Raw genomic sequence first — 15,683 nt, 5'->3', positions numbered from 1 at the left:
TGGGAGAATTTTTTATGTTGATTCAACACTCCCATCTTGTTCTTGATGCTTGCTGTATTTTAAACTTTTGCGCGTCGGGCAATTTCCTACCAATCTTAAAGGCTATTCCAGCCCAGGTTGTGGTGACAGAAGTAGTTAAAGCACGCGAACTATTGACCCTACAAAAACTTGAAAATCAGGAAAACGAGGGCGCAGTTCAGTTGCAGATGGCGATTGAGCAAGATCTACTTATAGTTGTAGATTTTGAGTCAGAAGCTGAGGAAGAAACTTATATTAATTATGTCTTTGAACTTGGAGATGATGGTGAATCAGCGACTTGTGCGATCGCTGTTCATCGAGAATATGCTATGGCAACAGATGATAAAAAAGCGATCACATTTTGTCAAAAAGAAGGACTTAATCTACAGATTTTTTCAACCTTAGAAATCATTAAATATTGGTCAGAATCAGCTAACCTTAATTCAGAAGAATTACGGACTGTACTTGATAATATCCAAGTTAAAGGACGGTATATTCCCCATAGAAATCATCCTTTGCTGAGTTGGTGGAAAAATGCTACTATTAGATAAATCTATTTTTTCAATCATCTATCAACAACAGGAGGGTTATGGTTGGAATAGAAGAACGATCAAAAACCGATATTATTTACCCCGATAGCGATGGCAAACCCATGTCAGATAATACCAAACAATTTCGCTGGATTACGGTTATTTACCATAATTTAGAATGGTTATTTGCTAATGATCCTAACGTATTTGTGGCGGGTGATTTACTTTGGTATGCTGTTGAGGGAAATAATAAAATCCGTCAAGCACCGGATGTTATGGTAATATTTGGTGTTCCTAAAGGCGATCGCGGATCTTATATGCAGTGGAAAGAAAATCACATTTCCCCCCAAGTCGCCTTTGAAATTCTTTCCCCGGGAAATACCTTGACGGAAATGAATAAAAAGCAGGTCTTTTATCAACGTTATGGTGTGGAAGAATACTATATTTATGATCCAGATAAGAATGATTTGACGGGTTGGTTACGGGGAGAAAATGGTTTAGAAGTGATTGAAATAATGGAAAATTGGGTGAGTCCTCGTTTGGGAATTCGTTTTAATTGTTCTGAGGAAGAATTAAAACTTTATCGTCCCGATGGTCAACCTTTTGTTAGTTATTTAGACATTTCTCAACAACTCAATACGGCGTTACAGGAGGTTGAACAAACTCAACAGCGTTTACAAGCAGTTGAACAACAAGCAGAACAGGAACGTCAACGGGCTGAAAGGTTAGCAGAACAGTTGCGATCGCTTGGAATTAACCCCGAATAAAAAATGATCACGGATTTAGAGGGATTTCACTGATTTCACGGATTTTTATATAGGGGCGGGTTTTGCTAGATATTTATTCATTAAAATAAACCCAAATCTTGAGAAACTCGACCCTATTTTTTCATAATCAACAGTTAACAATTCTATCACTTTTTCCCCATCCGATTATCTTGAAAAGATGTGCCAATTCCCTGTAAAATCCCTTTTCCAATTAAACCCAATCCTCGACCGACAACATTAGTTAAAACATAAATAATCGCACTTCCAACAAAGGAAATCGTCGCCCGTAGAGGAGGAGCAACCGCATCACGGGTTTCTAATATTAATGTTATCGTTAATGGAATTCCTGATAACTTTTCTAACTCATCTCGGCGGGGGGAATAAATTACCTGTTTTTGAATTCCTCTTTCTCCTAAAACCAGGAGTAAATAAGAACTTTCAAAAATTGCCTTGGGTTCGGCGACATATTGATCAAGACGATATCGCCAGGATAAACTATTCCTAAATTTCTCAATTTCACGGGTCGATAATAAACGTCGATCATAAAATTTGAGTTTGATTTCTTCATAATCTGAAAAATAATTGAGTAAAGGTTGAATAATCGCATTTGCTACTTGAATTAACAGATTTTGTAATAACGCTTCTGCACGTTCCACTGCGTCTAAACCTCCCGCCGGACAGGATAAATTATCAATAGTTAAGGGTCTACAAAATAATAAATGCTCAAATAAATCTTTTACTAAAGGGATTTTATTTAAAATATTGTTTTGAATCAAATCAGCATCTTTTAATATAATTGTCACAATTTCAATATTTTGATTATTCTTAATCACAGTATAATATTTCCCAAAAAAATCGAAAGTTGCAGCTTGCCAAAAGTCTGTAATTAAACTAGGTATTTTTTCGGCTAGTTGTTCATATTGCAGGTCAGACAAAATTAATTCATCTAATAATATTTCTAATTGTTTTAACAATATATATAGCAATTCTCGTTTTTTAGATAATCTTAGAATATCAATTTCTAAAGGCATTCCGGTTAAATTAATTAATCCTGATTGCAGTTTTATTACGGTTTTATCAAATAAAACTGATTTTAAATTATTAGCTACAATTCCTGAACTTTGCTCATTTGTAGGGTTAGAAGTGATAACTAAAGCACTATTTTGATAGTTATTCAGAGGTTCATAATTATCATAATTAAAATCATCACTAGAAACCTGAGCAGATACCTCAAGACTGGGTGAGGTTTTGTCCGATGAAAGTTGACTAACAATCCACCTTGCTGTTAACAATTCCCGCCGTTTTCCCGTCAGAATTAACTTATTAATAATCGTAATAGTATCTTGTTGATTGAATTGTTCTAAATTTCGTTTAATTTCTTGATTAACTTCTGCGATCGCTTGTTCAATTTGTCGCATTCCTGGTTGAACTAAAAACCCTTGAATATTTCCCAAAAATGATCCAGTTTTTCGAGATACTATTCCCACAAATGGTTCTCGATTTAATGCAGCTAAAGATTCTAACCAATAGCGTTCTCCCGCGACTAATTGATTAATGATAATTACTAATTCTCTAACTGGAATCCCCTTATTGCAATAACCATCTACCCCAATTTTTTGGGCTGCTAGTAATAAATGTGGTTGTTTAACTGTAGTTAACAACAAAATCAGAATTTTAGGATATTGAGTTTTTAACTGTTGGCAAAAATCCAAAATAGGATGATTTTTAACCGATGGATTTTCCTTAATTTTTAACCCCAATTCCAAAATAATTAAATCAACAGGTTTCTGCTCCTCTGAATTAATCTCAGTTTCTAAAACCCTGAAGGCACTCTCTAAACTCTCAACTTCTGCAACAACTTCCAAATCTGAAAACGGTTCTAATGCACTTAGTAACCCCATCCGAAAAATAGGGTCATCATCAATGATTAAAAGTCGTACAGTAGATGAGGTCATAAAACATTAAATTTCGGGTTTCGGGTGGTGATCAACTAAATCCACCAAAGTATTAATAATTCGATCCCGTTCCATCGGAATAATTTCCTTACCTTGCAAAATCTCTTGCATTAATACATAATGGGCTAGGGTTCCAATAATTACCCGCGCCATCGCTTCGGGGTCAAGAATAGTAATATAGCACTGAGTTGTTAGATATTCTGTTAAAACTTCAATTCCTGGTTTTCCCAAATGATGCACAAAGGTTTTAGCTAATTCTGGAAATCGCCCCGACTCCCCAATTACAAGCCGAACAAAAGCTAAATGTTCTTGATCATCCAAGGAATTATCTAAAATTGTATTAGCAATTTGTCGCACCACAACAGCAGGTTCAGTTTCCATCAATTCGGCTTTGTGGGACTCCACCATAATTTGATATTTTTTCTGAGCTAACCGCTTAACCAGGGCAATAAATAACCCTTCTTTGTCCCCAAAATGGTTATAAACCGTTGCCTTCGACACCCCCGCCGATGCAGCAACCCGATCCATACTGGTACCCGCATACCCATGGACTAAAAATTCTTGCAGCGCCCCTTCAAAAATTTGTTCTGCTTTCTCGCAAATACTATCCAACTGGGAGATTTCGGTCTGTTCTACTGCGTCCATAAAAAATACAGAGGAGATTTGTGAATGAGTGTGTTTTGAAACCACCAGAGGAAAATCGACTCAGGCCAATACATTCAATAGAAATTCCTCCTATAATTCCCTACATTGTAGCAATTTTAGCCGATAATCTCCCCTTGGCAATAATTAGAAAATTTTTTCTGGAATTTATTGCTAGGTTGATGTAGCAATCTTGAGTACGTAGAGACGTGCCACGGCGCGTCTGGGATAACGGTTATTAGTGTAAAAATTCATCGTTAAATGTTAATTTGTTATTATACAAAAAACTAAAATTATGAACAATTTTTTTGGACAACTCCGACAAAAACTGAGCAAACCTTTACTATTTGGTTTATATGGTGCTATGGGTTGTTTAGGTGCGGCAACAATATTCGGTGAACCCCTATTACAATTAACAAAAATTTCCCCCAAAGTCGATCAATCTCCCTTAGCAATTGTGCTACTAATTGATACTTCTGGCAGTATGAATGATGATGGCAAACTCCGAGAAGTCAAAACCGCGGCTCAAGCCTTTGTCCAACGGCAAGATTTATCGGAAAATCGTTTAGCTGTATTTGGCTTTGGTACTAATGTTCAAACTGCGGCTAGTTTAACTGACAATAAACCTACTTTAGAAGAAGCGATCGCCCGAATTTCTGACGGGGGCGGTACTAATATGGATCAGGCCCTACTCGCTGCCACTCAAGAACTCCAGTCAACCCCACAACGGCGCAATATTCTTTTATTCACCGATGGACAACCAGGGTTTGCAAACACAAACCTCAAGAGGGAACAGGCAAAAACCTTGTCGGCAATGAGAATAGCTGCATCCCAGAATATTAACTTAGTTGCGGTTGCTACAGGGGATGCTGATACCAATTTTCTCGCTAAACTAACGGGCGACCCTGATCGGGTTTTTTATGTGAACTCCGGTGACTTTGAGCAAGCCTTTCGACAGGCGGAAAAAGCCATATATAGCAGTCAATTGGTGGAATCTGGCCCCACGGGAAATTATAGCGTTATTTACTCGGTTTTACGGATAGGCGGATGGACGGCACTTTTGGCCATTGGTACGTCCCTAGCCTTAATTGCTGGCCAAAACTATTACCTCCGTCGCCGTCTCTTGACTCCCAAACAAGCGGGTATGGGTGTTGTCGGGGGTTTAATGGCGGGACTGGTGGCCGGAGGAGTGGGTCAACTATTGTTTATTCCCTTTGCTGGTATTCCGATTCTGGCCATTGGGGGCAGAATTATCGGCTGGACAATTTTAGGCTCGGTGGTCGGTGGGGGAATGTCTTTTTTTGTTCCGAACTTGCAACGGGGGCGGGCGGTGCAGGGCGGGGCCATGGGTGGAACAGCCGGAGCCATTGGATTTCTGATTATTTCGGCCGTATCGGGTGATTTAGTGGGGCGATTAATTGGGGCGGCAATTATTGGATTTTTTATTGGTTTAATGATTGCTTTAATTGAACAGTTCAGTCGGGAATCTTGGTTAATTGTTTATTGGACACCTAACGAACAAACTAAGATTAATTTAGGAGCAGAACCAGTTTTATTAGGAAGTTCAGAAAATAACCATATTTACCTCAGAAAAAGTCAAGGATATCCCCCAATTACTGCTAAAATCTACACCGAAGGAGAAAAAATTATTATGGAATTTGACGAGGAAATGAAGGAAAGAGGGATGAAAATTCTTAAACAAGAACTCCATGATGGAGAACAACGCAAATTAGGAGATGTCACCCTAGAAGTTAGAACCGCTAACAACCCCGTTGTTGGGCTTTAGCCCCTCTTAGGGATTTCCCGTTGTTGGGCTTTAGCCCCTCTTGGAGCGCTGAAGCGCAACAACGGGGATATGCGCTGAAGCGCAACAACGGTTTTTGTGATATACTGAACTAAACAGTTTAGTTTTAAGATTGGGCGGGAGAAAAAATTATGGTACGCCAAACAACAGTCGGTAAACTTTCATCCCCGAAATTACCCCATACGGGGATTTTGATCACAGCAACTACCCTAGCCTTGAGTGGTTTAATGGCCTATACTTTCTGGCGGTATCGTCCCACTCCCGCCGAACCCGCAGCCCTACCCGAAACCGTTGTCCCAGAAATAAAAACCGTTACGGCGTTAGGTTGGTTAGAACCCCAGGGAGAAATTATTAAACTATCTGCCCCCCAGTCCAACCAAGGGAGTCGGGTAGATCAATTATTAGTGAAAGAGGGAGACTTGGTAGAGGGGGGACAAGCGATCGCAATTTTGGATAGTCGAGATCGGCTACAATCGGCCCTAGAACAAGCCAAAACCGAAGTAGAAGTAGCCGTTGCCCGTTTAGAGCAAGTTCAAGCCGGGGCGAAACAGGGGGATATTCAGGCCCAAAAAGCCCGATTTCAGGGCAACCAAGCGGAGTTAGATGGGCAAATTATCACTCAAAAAGCCACTATTGCCACCTTAGAAGCCCAATTGCGGGGAGAACGTAGCGCCCAAAAAGCGACCCTAGACCGGATTCAAGCGGAACTCAACAACGCTGAAACTAACTGTCAACGCTACGACAATTTATATCAGGATGGGGCCGTATCCGCCCAAGATCGGGATAGTCAATGTTTGCAGGCCGAAACCAGTCGCAAACGCTTACAGGAAGCCCAAGCTAACCTGAACGAAACTATTAGCAGCCGCACGGAACAAATTCGAGAAGCCCAAGCTAACCTTAGCCGCACCATCGCCACCGTTGACCAACAAATTGCCGAAGCCCAAGCGACTTTAACGGCCGTTAGCGAAGTCCGTCCAGTGGATGTAAAGTTAGCTAAAAGTGAGTTAACCAAGGCCCAAGCCTCTGTTAAACAAGCTAATGTCAATTTAGAACAGGCCTATGTGCGATCGCCCCAAGCCGGACGGGTGATCGAGGTGAATACCCACGCCGGAGAACTAATTTCTAATGAAGGTATTATTGAATTGGGACAAACCGAACAAATGTATGCCGTTGCTGAAGTTTATGATAGTGATATTCCTAAAATACATTCGGGACAAATAGCAACTATTACGGCTGATGCGTTACCTGAACCCTTAAAAGGTACAGTTGAAGAAGTTGGGTTAAGAGTCAAAAAACAAAGTGCTTTAGATATTGATCCGACCACAAATATTGATGCTAGAGTTATCGAAGTTCGAGTTAAATTAGATGATATTTCTAGCAAAAAAGCTGCTAGTTTAACTAATTTACAGGTTAAAGTCACCATTAACCAGTAATTCGTAATTCGTAATTTATGATTGGATTTATACAGAGATTAACAAATAGAACGCCGTTAGGATGGTTGCAATTAAGTCATGATAAAGCCCGAATGTTAGTGGCATTGTCAGGCATTGCCTTTGCCGATGTTTTAATTTTTATGCAATTAGGATTTCAAACAGCATTATATGATAGTAATACCAGATTGCATAATCATTTAGATGCGGATATTTTTATTATTAGTCCCCAAGCTAGAAATTTAGTTAATTTATCAACCTTACCCCGGCGACGTTTATATCAAGCAATGGATGTTCCAGGGGTGAAATCCGCAGACCCATTATATGTTAATTTTTCCGATTGGAAAAACCCTAAAACTGGGAAAAAAACAGCGATTTTAGTCATCGGATTTGATCCGCGTCAGTCAGCTTTTAATTTACCTGAAGTTCAACAAAATTTAGAGGTGATTAAATTACCCGATCAGGTTTTATTTGATCGATCTTCCAGAGGAGATTATCAAGAAGTTATTGACAAAGTTGATCAGGGTGAAATTGTTAGTACAGAATTGGAAAAACGCACCCTCAAAATTGCTGGATTATTTAAAGTTGGGGCTTCCTTTGCTGCGGATGGAACATTAATTACTAGCGATCGCAATTTTTTACGATTATTTCCCCGAAGAAAACCAGGCGGAATTAGTGCTGGATTGATTAAAATTGAACCGGGTTATGATGTGGAAAAAGTAGCAACAGACCTACAAAATTATTTACCCAAAGATGTAAAAGTTTTAACCAATGAACAATTTTTAGCCTTTGAAAAAGATTACTGGTCAAAAAACACTGCTATTGGATTTGTGTTTAGTTTAGGGACAGCCATGGGGTTTGTTGTCGGGGTAATTATTGTTTATCAAGTTTTGGCTACAGATGTTTCTGATCATACCCCCGAATATGCCACTTTTAAAGCCATGGGATTTAGAAATGCCTATTTATTAGGGATTGTTTTTGAAGAAGCAATTATTTTAGCTATTATGGGATTTATTCCGGGTGCTACGATTTCTTTAGGTTTATATCGTTTAACCCGACAAGCCACAAATTTACCGTTATATATGACTTTATTTAGAGCAGTTCAAGTGTTAATATTAACGATTATCATGTGTATGTTATCCGGTGCGATCACCACTCGTAAATTACAAGCCGCCGATCCTGCCGATATCTTTTGATTCTTACTTCTAAGTGTCTAGTTGTGAATGAGGAGTAAAAGAACTGGGTTGATATTTATTTGAGTTCAAAAAATTGTTCAAATCCTTTGTTTTTTAAGCCTAGTTTTAATTTTTTATCTCCAGTCCATAATAATCCATTCAATTGCAGTGTTAATGCTACATGAGGGGTATCACTCACATCAACACCTTGGCATAGTTCGTAAGCTATTCTACGATATTCTAAAGTAATTAAATCTTCTTTATAGAGATGAAGACGTTTTAGCAAAATATAATAGATTTGAATAATTTATTCTTCGGTTAAATGACTAAGTTGAATAATTTTTTCCTTGCGCTTAAATAGTTCTACAAATACAAGTTCGCAAACAAAAAACGTATACTCTGAAGTTAGCAATAATTCATTGAAACGAGAATTTTCCCTAAGTAATGCAGAAAACAATATATTGGTATCAACAATAATCGGCTTTTGAGTTAACATAATTAACTAACCCAAGACTTAGACTTTAAGTTATCCCAAACTTCTTGATTAACTTCTTGACTCAGGTTAGTTATTTCTTCTGCTGTCAGTTGACTACGATTACGAATTGATTCTAACTCAAGATATTCTAAAAATTGAGTTAATAACTCCAAATTTACCATCTCTCGATTAAATTTAATAATAATATCTTGACTTTCCAGACTAATACTGTATAGGCTTTGATTTGACATCAGTTTTATTCCAGCTAGACTTGATAACATCTATTATAGATTATAAAATCAGTTATGGAAAAGTTATCGGAAAAACCCGGTTTCTGGAGGGATTTCCGATCTACTCCGACTATATTTAACAGCTTGACGTTCTTCAAAACTAAAATAGGGGAGTTGATGTTGACTAAATCTAAACTGCTTTTCCAAGGTTAATCCTAGCTTTTCCATCACTCGAATTGAGCCTTTATTAGCCACTAATGCCCAAGCAATAACTCGTTTTACTCTCCATTCTGAAAACCCTTGATCTACTAAAATTTGACAAGATTCCGTTGCATATCCTTTCCCCCAACTATTATAAATAAACCGATATCCTAACGCAATTTCATTGGGTTGTACTAGATTTAACGCTACTGCAAAAGGATGATCAATGGCTGGCAAAAAATGTACCCAACCCATTAACTCTCCCGTTGCTTTTTCAACAACAGCCCACACCCCAAAATATGAATATCTGCTATAATATCTCATAAATCTCGGTAACGTTTGAGTCTGAATAACTTCTTTGGGTGTGGGATGTCCGCCATTAATATATTTCATCACCCTGGGATCGTTATCTAAATTCCATAAAAAATCTGCATCCAGTTCGGTAAACTGCCGTAAAATTAACCGTTTCGTTTCTAAAAAAATATCCATTTTTAGGTTAACTCCATGCAAACTCAAATCCAAGATATTCAAGATTCCACAAAATGCAATGCTGCAATTGCAATTCAAAATTTAGATCATTATTTTGGAAAAGGGCAATTGCAAAAACAAGTGTTATATGATATTAACTTAGAAATTACCATCGGTGAAATTGTGATTATGACTGGCCCCTCTGGTTCAGGAAAAACCACATTATTAACCTTAATTGGAGCCTTACGTTCTGTACAGTCGGGAAGTTTAAATATATTAGGACGAGAATTCTTAGGTGCGCGTTCAGGAGACTTAGTTAAAGCCAGACGAAATACAGGTTATATTTTCCAAGCTCATAATTTACATGGTAGCTTAACGGCGTTACAAAATGTGCAAATGGGGTTAGAAGTTCAGGGTAAATTTTCCCGTACAGAAATCCAGCAAAAAGCCACGGCAATGTTAGAAAAAGTTGGGTTAGGAAATCGCTTAAATTATTATCCTGATAATCTATCTGGAGGACAAAAACAACGAGTTGCGATCGCCAGGGCATTAGTTAGTCATCCCCCCATTGTATTAGCCGATGAACCCACAGCAGCCCTTGATAGTCATTCGGGGAGAGATGTGGTTAATTTAATGCAAACCTTAGCCAAAGAACAGGGTTGTACTATCTTAATTGTTACCCATGATAACCGGATTTTAGATGTTGCCGATCGAATTATTAAAATGGAAGATGGAGCATTAGTTACTAATTCTGAACTGACACCCAATAATCAGTTAAAAATGTAGTCTTATTATCCCCAATTTAGGATATACTAGACTTAGCAGGTTTTACTGGATGTGCATACAAACTTTATAATAGCAAATTAATCTATTAAATTGAAGCATGAAAGTTATTTGTGTCAATCATAAAGGTGGAGTTGGTAAAACAACAACAGCTATTCATATTACAGGAGTTTTTCTAGAGACAGGAAATCGAGTGCTGTTAGTAGATGCCGACTCATCGGCTCGTAGTTTTAGGTTTTTCACTGAGGGATCAGTACCAAAACTAGGTGGTGAAATCCTAATTACTCAAGAAGATATGCTTTATATTTTCACAAAAAGCAATCAGGTTAAAAATAAAAGTTGGGTAGATAACTATGAAAAGCTAATTAAAAAACAATCATTTGATCACATTGTAATTGATGTCTTACCCAGTTTGGAAGAAATATCAACTTTATTAATACAGATCAAACCCGATTTGGTACTGTTAACAGTTAAGAGGGATGATATTGGCTCATTTGATGCCTTAAACGATATGCTATTAACACTGGAGATGATTCGCCCTATAACTGCTCCAATGGTAAAGATAGTGCCTATCGGAGTAGTCCTGGCTGATTTTCAAGAGTATATTGATAGTCGCTATAATGATTATCAGGTGCTTGAACCTGTTGATTGGTTGCCCAAGGAAGTTGGAAATACCGTTTTCAAGCCACCTTATGAATATATATGGAATCACTTGGGTTGCGAACATCTTTGGGATTATTACAATAGAGTTATAATGGAGTAATACAATGGCAGAAATTCATCCTAAGTCCTCAACGCTACCACCTAAAAAACGCCGTGATCCAGCTTTGATGGCTCGAAGTCAAGATGAAAAACAGAAGAAACATGAAGAGTATATAGGGGAAATTGTTGAATCATCAATTCGAGAGTCTTTGCAGGAAGAAACAATGCTACCGAAACCAGTACAGTTATTGCAAGAAGGAAAACTTAAGCTCAATAAACTTCAAGAAAAACTGCGTTCAGATGAGAAAAATCTTCTGAATATCGCATTTGCTTATGGATATAATGAAATTCAACAAAATCAACTATCACTTCAAGAACTCAGAAAAAAACTTGAATCTGTAGCTAAAGATAATGAACTTATCTCTTTTGAGATACTTGAGTCTAATCTTGATCTTGTCTTGAAGTCTCGAATAGCAGATGCGTATTTTATTTATATCAATACTGGGATAGAGTTACTCTATTATCGTTTAGTTGATCAAAAAAAATTGCCTTCTTTATTTACCAATAATTAACTGAGTGGAAAAGTATATTGCTTATCATCTCGCGTTGGGGATAGTTAATATTAGTCCTCAACGAAAACAAGAACTTGGTCGTGATTTTGCACAAATTCTAGGTTTTCACCCTGGCCCTCCTGGTAAAGATGGTGGGATAGATGGTGTACTTTATAGAGAAGATAGGGGCTTAATTTATTTCCAAAGTAAGCTCAGTCAATCTGAACTAGATGTTAATCATGCCAAGCTTTTCTATGCTGATATAATGTACCATCGTGCTGTAATCTGCATTATGCTTTCAGGTATAGGATATAAACCAACTTTTATAGAACGTCTGTTCGGTCATCCTCATTTGGAAAATATTACCATTCATTTATTAACACTTGTTGATGTATTAGCAAAGACAGATCAATACTATACAGCAGTAGAAGATATTCCCAAATTAAAAGAAAGTGATAAAATTGATTGGAAGCAATTTAGATAAGATATACTGATTTCAAAAGTGGGAATTTTGTTTGACTAAAAACATATTTTTATCGACATCTCGCCAAGGTTGGAGTTGTTCCCGAATTTCTGATATCATTTTATTTCTATCCCCCAGAACAAGATTTTAAAACCCAACCGATGACAATTCCTAACCCTCCAAAACGAACCGCTTGCCAAAAAGGTTCCTTAAAACTTCCCCAAGTCACCAAACGACTTTCTAAATCAAATTCTATAGTTTCTAACTGCGTTTTTAATTGGTTTAATTCCTCTTTTAACTGTTGCGATTTCGTTTGACGAATTTGAGGAATAATTTCATCAATACGGTTTTTCAATTCAATTTGACGCCGTTCATCCTGTTGAATTTGCGTCAATCGTTGTTTAAGATTAATCAAAGATTGTTCAACCTCTGTTAACCCCTGTTCAATATCTTGAGTCCCATCCTGATCAGAATTATTCGTTGATGGGGGTTGAGACGATGGTTGACTTGCCATAATAATAAAAGACCGAATTCACCCCGCAATTAACACTATCATTTATGACCAACATCAATTCCACGACTCCCGACCTTTCTCACCCTAATCTCAGTCCGCGCACGGCTAGTCTCAGCGAGTATAGCACATTAGAACTCGCCCAAGCCCTGTCGGAACGGTTAGCCATTCCTGAACGAGACTGGCACCGCCTCAAGTCTGACCGCAATGCTCGCGCTGGGGAACATTTAGCAGCCGCCTTAGTCTTTCTGCTCAAGAATCAGCCGAAAGAAGTTATTCCTCGGTTAAATCAAGCGGTGGGTTGGTTAGAACGATTGATTTCCGCTCCCCCCTGTCCTACCCATGGCACAACTAAAAAAAATAAGTCATAACTATCATGAACTAACCCTAAAATTGGGAGTTGAAATCAAGCAATTTAGGACAAAATTAGAGATCAAATCTCTACCGATAGTTGCTCAACTCCCTATGGAATAAGTAGTTTTAACTGATTTTAACATATTGAAACTATTACCAATCCTGTCGTCTATAAGCAGTTGCCACTTTCTTACATAACGTCAGTTCTGTTCCGGTTCGATTCCATTGCACACGATCAAAGATTTGATAGAGAATGTACAAACCCCGTCCACATTCATGTTCATCATGAGGTAAATTAGAATCGTGGGTTTCTTGTTCGCAATCTTCCTCCTGACGCAATTGACATTGACAAGGAGGTTTAAAACCACCGCCCTGATCTGATATAATCCACCAACAATAATCTTGAATCAGACAAAAACGGACGACTACTGTTTTACTTGGGTCTAGCTTATTGCCGTGCTTGGCAGCATTGACAAGAGCTTCCTGTAGTCCTAGACGAATTTCGGCTTGCAACGGGTCTGGAATGTCATACAGAAGCAAGTCCAAAACTGGACAGAGATACAATGTGGAAGCAAAGCTGATAGTGACCCAGTTTCGTTTAACCGGACGCGATGTTAAAGCAATCACACGGAAAACTCCCTGGCAACGTGGTGGATAAACCTCACACCCTACATAGTTATAAATTCTCTCTTACTTTGGAATTTAATCTGAGTGGGTGAGCGTGAGTACCCGTTCATTCATTAGATTACCAAAAGAATAGGAAAAAACACAATTGATTTTGAAAAATAGTGTATTTTTTTGTATTATTTCTGAAATACAAGCAATCTCAACCTTCGATAAATCAAGGAATTTTGCAGTAAAACAGTCAAGAAAAGACCGAGATTTGACTGTTGATTATGATGATAAAATCAACCCTCTTGATTTATCCTAATGGATAAAAGTTAGTAGCTATTGATACAAAAGACCAAATTAGCTTTCATTCTTATAATACTTTTGTTAATATTATTAATGTAACTTAACATTTTTTGATAAAACTACATGATAACCCCCCCAACAATTAGCCCGGAAGTGATCCTAGGACAATATTGGCAGTGGCGAGATCAGTCCATTTACTATGTCCGTGCGGGTGAACGTCATCCCCAGCGTCCACCGTTGCTTCTGGTGCATGGGTTTGGGGCTTCTACTGACCACTGGCGGAAAAATATACAAGGGTTACAATCGGATTTTGAGGTCTGGGCAATTGATTTATTAGGGTTTGGTCGTTCGGCAAAACCCCAGGTCGAATATAGTGGACAACTGTGGCGAGATCAACTCCATGACTTCATTACGGAGGTGATTGGTCAACCCGTGATTTTAGCTGGAAATTCTTTAGGAGGGTATGCGTGTTTATGTGTTGCCGCCCAATATCCATCAACGGCAAAAGGGATCATTTTACTCAATAGTGCCGGGCCATTTACGGAGATTGATCCCCGTCCAGAACCGACTTTTTGGCAAAAGGCCATTTCTCAAACGATGCGATCGCTATTTCGCCAAGATTGGGTAAGTTTTTTAATTTTTCAATGGACAAAACGCCGTTCAATTATTCGTAAAACCCTACTTAAAGTCTATCTTGATCCCAATGCAGTTACCGATCAATTAGTCGAAGAAATTTATCTTCCCTCCTGTGATCCTGGTGCAGCGCAGGTGTTTGCCTCAGTATTCAAAAGTCCCCAAGGAGAAAAAGTTGATATATTATTAAATCAGTTAACTGCTCCTCTATTATTAATTTGGGGAGAGGGTGATCCTTGGATGAAATGTCGAGAACGAAGTGGCAAGTTTCATCAATATTATCCCCAGTTACAGGAATATTTTCTAAATGCGGGTCATTGTCCCCATGATGAAGTTCCTGAACAGGTTAATATTATTATTCGTTCTTGGGTTTTAGAACAGGTTTAATCGCTTAATTATGGCCTCTCAATCCCTCTTTTTAAGGGGGATATAATAAATCCTTTGCTCATTAGTCAAGGTTGTTAAGATGCGATGAATCGCAACAACGGTTTAATAATCAAGATGCGATGAATCGCAACAACGGTTTAATAATATTGATATCGGGGATGAAAGCGGGGGTTGAGTTTTTCTTGGACGGGTTCGCCTTGTTTTAAATGTTGTTCAACTATCAGGGGAACATCTTCCGGTGTAACCCGATAATACCAAATTTCATCGGGAATTACTCGCACCGTCGGGCCAATATTACACTGACCCAGACAACCACTGGCTTCCATTGTGACGCCCTCAATATTACAATTTTGGAAAGCCTCCAGAACTTTACTAGACCCTTGGAGTTGGCAAGACTGATGCTGACAAATTAACACACAACGAGGGGATTGAGTTGGCATAAATAAATATTTAATTTCAATTAAAGACTAACAATTAACTCCATCTATAATTTAACTTAAAACAACTCGGAAGATCAAAGTTAGTGTTTACAACTTCTTTGTGTCTTTGTGTCTTTGTGTCTTTGTGTCTTTGTGTCTTTGTGTCTTTGTGGTTAAATTAGCGATTAAAGGATAGAATATTGCGCACCCTACAAAAAAACTGCTCTAGCAGATGCTAAAGCAGAGATTGACTTACACTATATTACACCT

At 38.2% G+C, this 15,683-nt stretch carries 18 protein-coding genes and 1 pseudogene; 11 read left to right on the top strand and 8 right to left on the bottom strand.

Translation table 11 applies throughout. The annotated features are described in order from the left end of the window. Window positions 1-14: 14 nt before the first annotated feature. Entirely contained in the window at window positions 15-569 is a 555-nt protein-coding gene (locus NMG86_RS12650) for a hypothetical protein (protein ID WP_026794024.1), read from the top strand. 38 nt (window positions 570-607) lie between these two features. Beyond that, window positions 608-1,315, top strand: a complete 708-nt coding sequence (locus NMG86_RS12645; RefSeq protein WP_026794023.1) for a Uma2 family endonuclease — start codon at window positions 608-610, stop codon at window positions 1,313-1,315. Between the two features lie 146 nt (window positions 1,316-1,461). Here the strand turns inward: NMG86_RS12645 and NMG86_RS12640 are convergent, their stop codons facing one another. Both NMG86_RS12640 and NMG86_RS12635 read right to left on the bottom strand, forming a co-directional pair. Then, window positions 1,462-3,270, bottom strand: coding sequence for a DUF3685 domain-containing protein (locus tag NMG86_RS12640; protein ID WP_026794022.1), 1,809 nt, complete (start codon window positions 3,268-3,270; stop codon window positions 1,462-1,464). 6 nt (window positions 3,271-3,276) lie between these two features. Continuing rightward, window positions 3,277-3,915: a TetR/AcrR family transcriptional regulator gene (locus NMG86_RS12635; protein ID WP_026786659.1), complete on the bottom strand. Its 639-nt coding sequence runs from the start codon at window positions 3,913-3,915 to the stop codon at window positions 3,277-3,279. A gap of 292 nt (window positions 3,916-4,207) precedes the next feature. Between NMG86_RS12635 and NMG86_RS12630 the strand changes: the two genes are divergently transcribed. From NMG86_RS12630 to devC, 3 genes are all read left to right on the top strand, one after another. Beyond that, window positions 4,208-5,698, top strand: coding sequence for a vWA domain-containing protein (locus NMG86_RS12630; RefSeq protein ID WP_026797776.1), 1,491 nt, complete (start codon window positions 4,208-4,210; stop codon window positions 5,696-5,698). Window positions 5,699-5,847: 149 nt separating this feature from the next. Next, complete coding sequence (locus tag NMG86_RS12625; protein WP_043938650.1) at window positions 5,848-7,149, top strand: ABC exporter membrane fusion protein; 1,302 nt, start codon at window positions 5,848-5,850, stop codon at window positions 7,147-7,149. Between the two features lie 17 nt (window positions 7,150-7,166). Further along, window positions 7,167-8,342 carry an ABC transporter permease DevC gene (gene devC / locus NMG86_RS12620; protein WP_026797775.1) on the top strand — a complete coding sequence of 392 codons (1,176 nt, stop codon included), beginning with the start codon at window positions 7,167-7,169 and terminating at the stop codon, window positions 8,340-8,342. 55 nt (window positions 8,343-8,397) lie between these two features. Here the strand turns inward: devC and NMG86_RS12615 are convergent. From NMG86_RS12615 to NMG86_RS12605, 3 genes and pseudogenes are all read right to left on the bottom strand, one after another. Next, window positions 8,398-8,817 (bottom strand): annotated as a pseudogene (locus tag NMG86_RS12615) (PIN domain-containing protein). Between the two features lie 2 nt (window positions 8,818-8,819). Then, entirely contained in the window at window positions 8,820-9,047 is a 228-nt protein-coding gene (locus tag NMG86_RS12610; RefSeq protein WP_026786663.1) for a hypothetical protein, read from the bottom strand. 63 nt (window positions 9,048-9,110) lie between these two features. Further along, entirely contained in the window at window positions 9,111-9,716 is a 606-nt protein-coding gene (locus NMG86_RS12605; RefSeq protein WP_026786664.1) for a GNAT family N-acetyltransferase, read from the bottom strand. A 15-nt stretch (window positions 9,717-9,731) separates the two neighbouring features. On the opposite strand from NMG86_RS12605, the gene NMG86_RS12600 reads away from it, so the two are divergent. From NMG86_RS12600 to NMG86_RS12585, 4 genes are all read left to right on the top strand, one after another. Next, window positions 9,732-10,481, top strand: coding sequence for a DevA family ABC transporter ATP-binding protein (locus NMG86_RS12600; protein WP_043938652.1), 750 nt, complete (start codon window positions 9,732-9,734; stop codon window positions 10,479-10,481). A 97-nt stretch (window positions 10,482-10,578) separates the two neighbouring features. Then, window positions 10,579-11,241, top strand: a complete 663-nt coding sequence (locus NMG86_RS12595) for a ParA family protein (RefSeq protein ID WP_026786667.1) — start codon at window positions 10,579-10,581, stop codon at window positions 11,239-11,241. 4 nt (window positions 11,242-11,245) lie between these two features. Then, window positions 11,246-11,752 (top strand): hypothetical protein, encoded by a 507-nt coding sequence (locus NMG86_RS12590; RefSeq protein ID WP_026786668.1) that lies wholly within the window; start codon window positions 11,246-11,248, stop codon window positions 11,750-11,752. A gap of 4 nt (window positions 11,753-11,756) precedes the next feature. After that, window positions 11,757-12,215, top strand: coding sequence for a PDDEXK family nuclease (locus NMG86_RS12585; protein WP_036842351.1), 459 nt, complete (start codon window positions 11,757-11,759; stop codon window positions 12,213-12,215). 106 nt (window positions 12,216-12,321) lie between these two features. Here the strand turns inward: NMG86_RS12585 and NMG86_RS12580 are convergent, their stop codons facing one another. Continuing rightward, window positions 12,322-12,708 (bottom strand): sll0565 family protein, encoded by a 387-nt coding sequence (locus tag NMG86_RS12580; RefSeq protein ID WP_026786670.1) that lies wholly within the window; start codon window positions 12,706-12,708, stop codon window positions 12,322-12,324. 44 nt (window positions 12,709-12,752) lie between these two features. On the opposite strand from NMG86_RS12580, the gene NMG86_RS12575 reads away from it, so the two are divergent. Then, entirely contained in the window at window positions 12,753-13,076 is a 324-nt protein-coding gene (locus tag NMG86_RS12575; RefSeq protein ID WP_026786671.1) for a DUF6439 family protein, read from the top strand. Between the two features lie 136 nt (window positions 13,077-13,212). On the opposite strand, the gene NMG86_RS12570 is transcribed toward NMG86_RS12575, so the two are convergent. Then, window positions 13,213-13,686 (bottom strand): ATP-binding protein, encoded by a 474-nt coding sequence (locus NMG86_RS12570; protein WP_026786672.1) that lies wholly within the window; start codon window positions 13,684-13,686, stop codon window positions 13,213-13,215. A 411-nt stretch (window positions 13,687-14,097) separates the two neighbouring features. On the opposite strand from NMG86_RS12570, the gene NMG86_RS12565 reads away from it, so the two are divergent. After that, entirely contained in the window at window positions 14,098-14,994 is an 897-nt protein-coding gene (locus NMG86_RS12565; protein WP_026786673.1) for an alpha/beta fold hydrolase, read from the top strand. 137 nt (window positions 14,995-15,131) lie between these two features. On the opposite strand, the gene NMG86_RS12560 is transcribed toward NMG86_RS12565, so the two are convergent. Next, complete coding sequence (locus tag NMG86_RS12560) at window positions 15,132-15,434, bottom strand: (2Fe-2S) ferredoxin domain-containing protein (RefSeq protein WP_026786674.1); 303 nt, start codon at window positions 15,432-15,434, stop codon at window positions 15,132-15,134. Window positions 15,435-15,683 lie beyond the last annotated feature (249 nt).

Source organism: Planktothrix rubescens CCAP 1459/22 (genome assembly GCA_904830895.1).
Taxonomy (GTDB): Bacteria; Cyanobacteriota; Cyanobacteriia; order Cyanobacteriales; family Microcoleaceae; genus Planktothrix; species Planktothrix agardhii.
The sequence above is the reverse complement of the archived record's forward strand: the minus strand, read 5'-3'. Positions and strand labels throughout refer to the sequence as shown.

Bases quoted from the DNA above. Each gene is read 5' to 3' on its own strand.
- NMG86_RS12650 (WP_026794024.1), top strand. From the start codon at position 15: ATGTTGATTCAACACTCCCATCTTGTTCTTGATGCTTGCTGTATTTTA.
- NMG86_RS12645 (WP_026794023.1), top strand. From the start codon at position 608: ATGGTTGGAATAGAAGAACGATCAAAAACCGATATTATTTACCCCGAT.
- NMG86_RS12640 (WP_026794022.1), bottom strand. From the start codon at position 3,270: ATGACCTCATCTACTGTACGACTTTTAATCATTGATGATGACCCTATT.
- NMG86_RS12635 (WP_026786659.1), bottom strand. From the start codon at position 3,915: ATGGACGCAGTAGAACAGACCGAAATCTCCCAGTTGGATAGTATTTGC.
- NMG86_RS12630 (WP_026797776.1), top strand. From the start codon at position 4,208: ATGAACAATTTTTTTGGACAACTCCGACAAAAACTGAGCAAACCTTTA.
- NMG86_RS12625 (WP_043938650.1), top strand. From the start codon at position 5,848: ATGGTACGCCAAACAACAGTCGGTAAACTTTCATCCCCGAAATTACCC.
- devC (WP_026797775.1), top strand. From the start codon at position 7,167: ATGATTGGATTTATACAGAGATTAACAAATAGAACGCCGTTAGGATGG.
- NMG86_RS12610 (WP_026786663.1), bottom strand. From the start codon at position 9,047: ATGTCAAATCAAAGCCTATACAGTATTAGTCTGGAAAGTCAAGATATT.
- NMG86_RS12605 (WP_026786664.1), bottom strand. From the start codon at position 9,716: ATGGATATTTTTTTAGAAACGAAACGGTTAATTTTACGGCAGTTTACC.
- NMG86_RS12600 (WP_043938652.1), top strand. From the start codon at position 9,732: ATGCAAACTCAAATCCAAGATATTCAAGATTCCACAAAATGCAATGCT.
- NMG86_RS12595 (WP_026786667.1), top strand. From the start codon at position 10,579: ATGAAAGTTATTTGTGTCAATCATAAAGGTGGAGTTGGTAAAACAACA.
- NMG86_RS12590 (WP_026786668.1), top strand. From the start codon at position 11,246: ATGGCAGAAATTCATCCTAAGTCCTCAACGCTACCACCTAAAAAACGC.
- NMG86_RS12580 (WP_026786670.1), bottom strand. From the start codon at position 12,708: ATGGCAAGTCAACCATCGTCTCAACCCCCATCAACGAATAATTCTGAT.
- NMG86_RS12575 (WP_026786671.1), top strand. From the start codon at position 12,753: ATGACCAACATCAATTCCACGACTCCCGACCTTTCTCACCCTAATCTC.
- NMG86_RS12565 (WP_026786673.1), top strand. From the start codon at position 14,098: ATGATAACCCCCCCAACAATTAGCCCGGAAGTGATCCTAGGACAATAT.
- NMG86_RS12560 (WP_026786674.1), bottom strand. From the start codon at position 15,434: ATGCCAACTCAATCCCCTCGTTGTGTGTTAATTTGTCAGCATCAGTCT.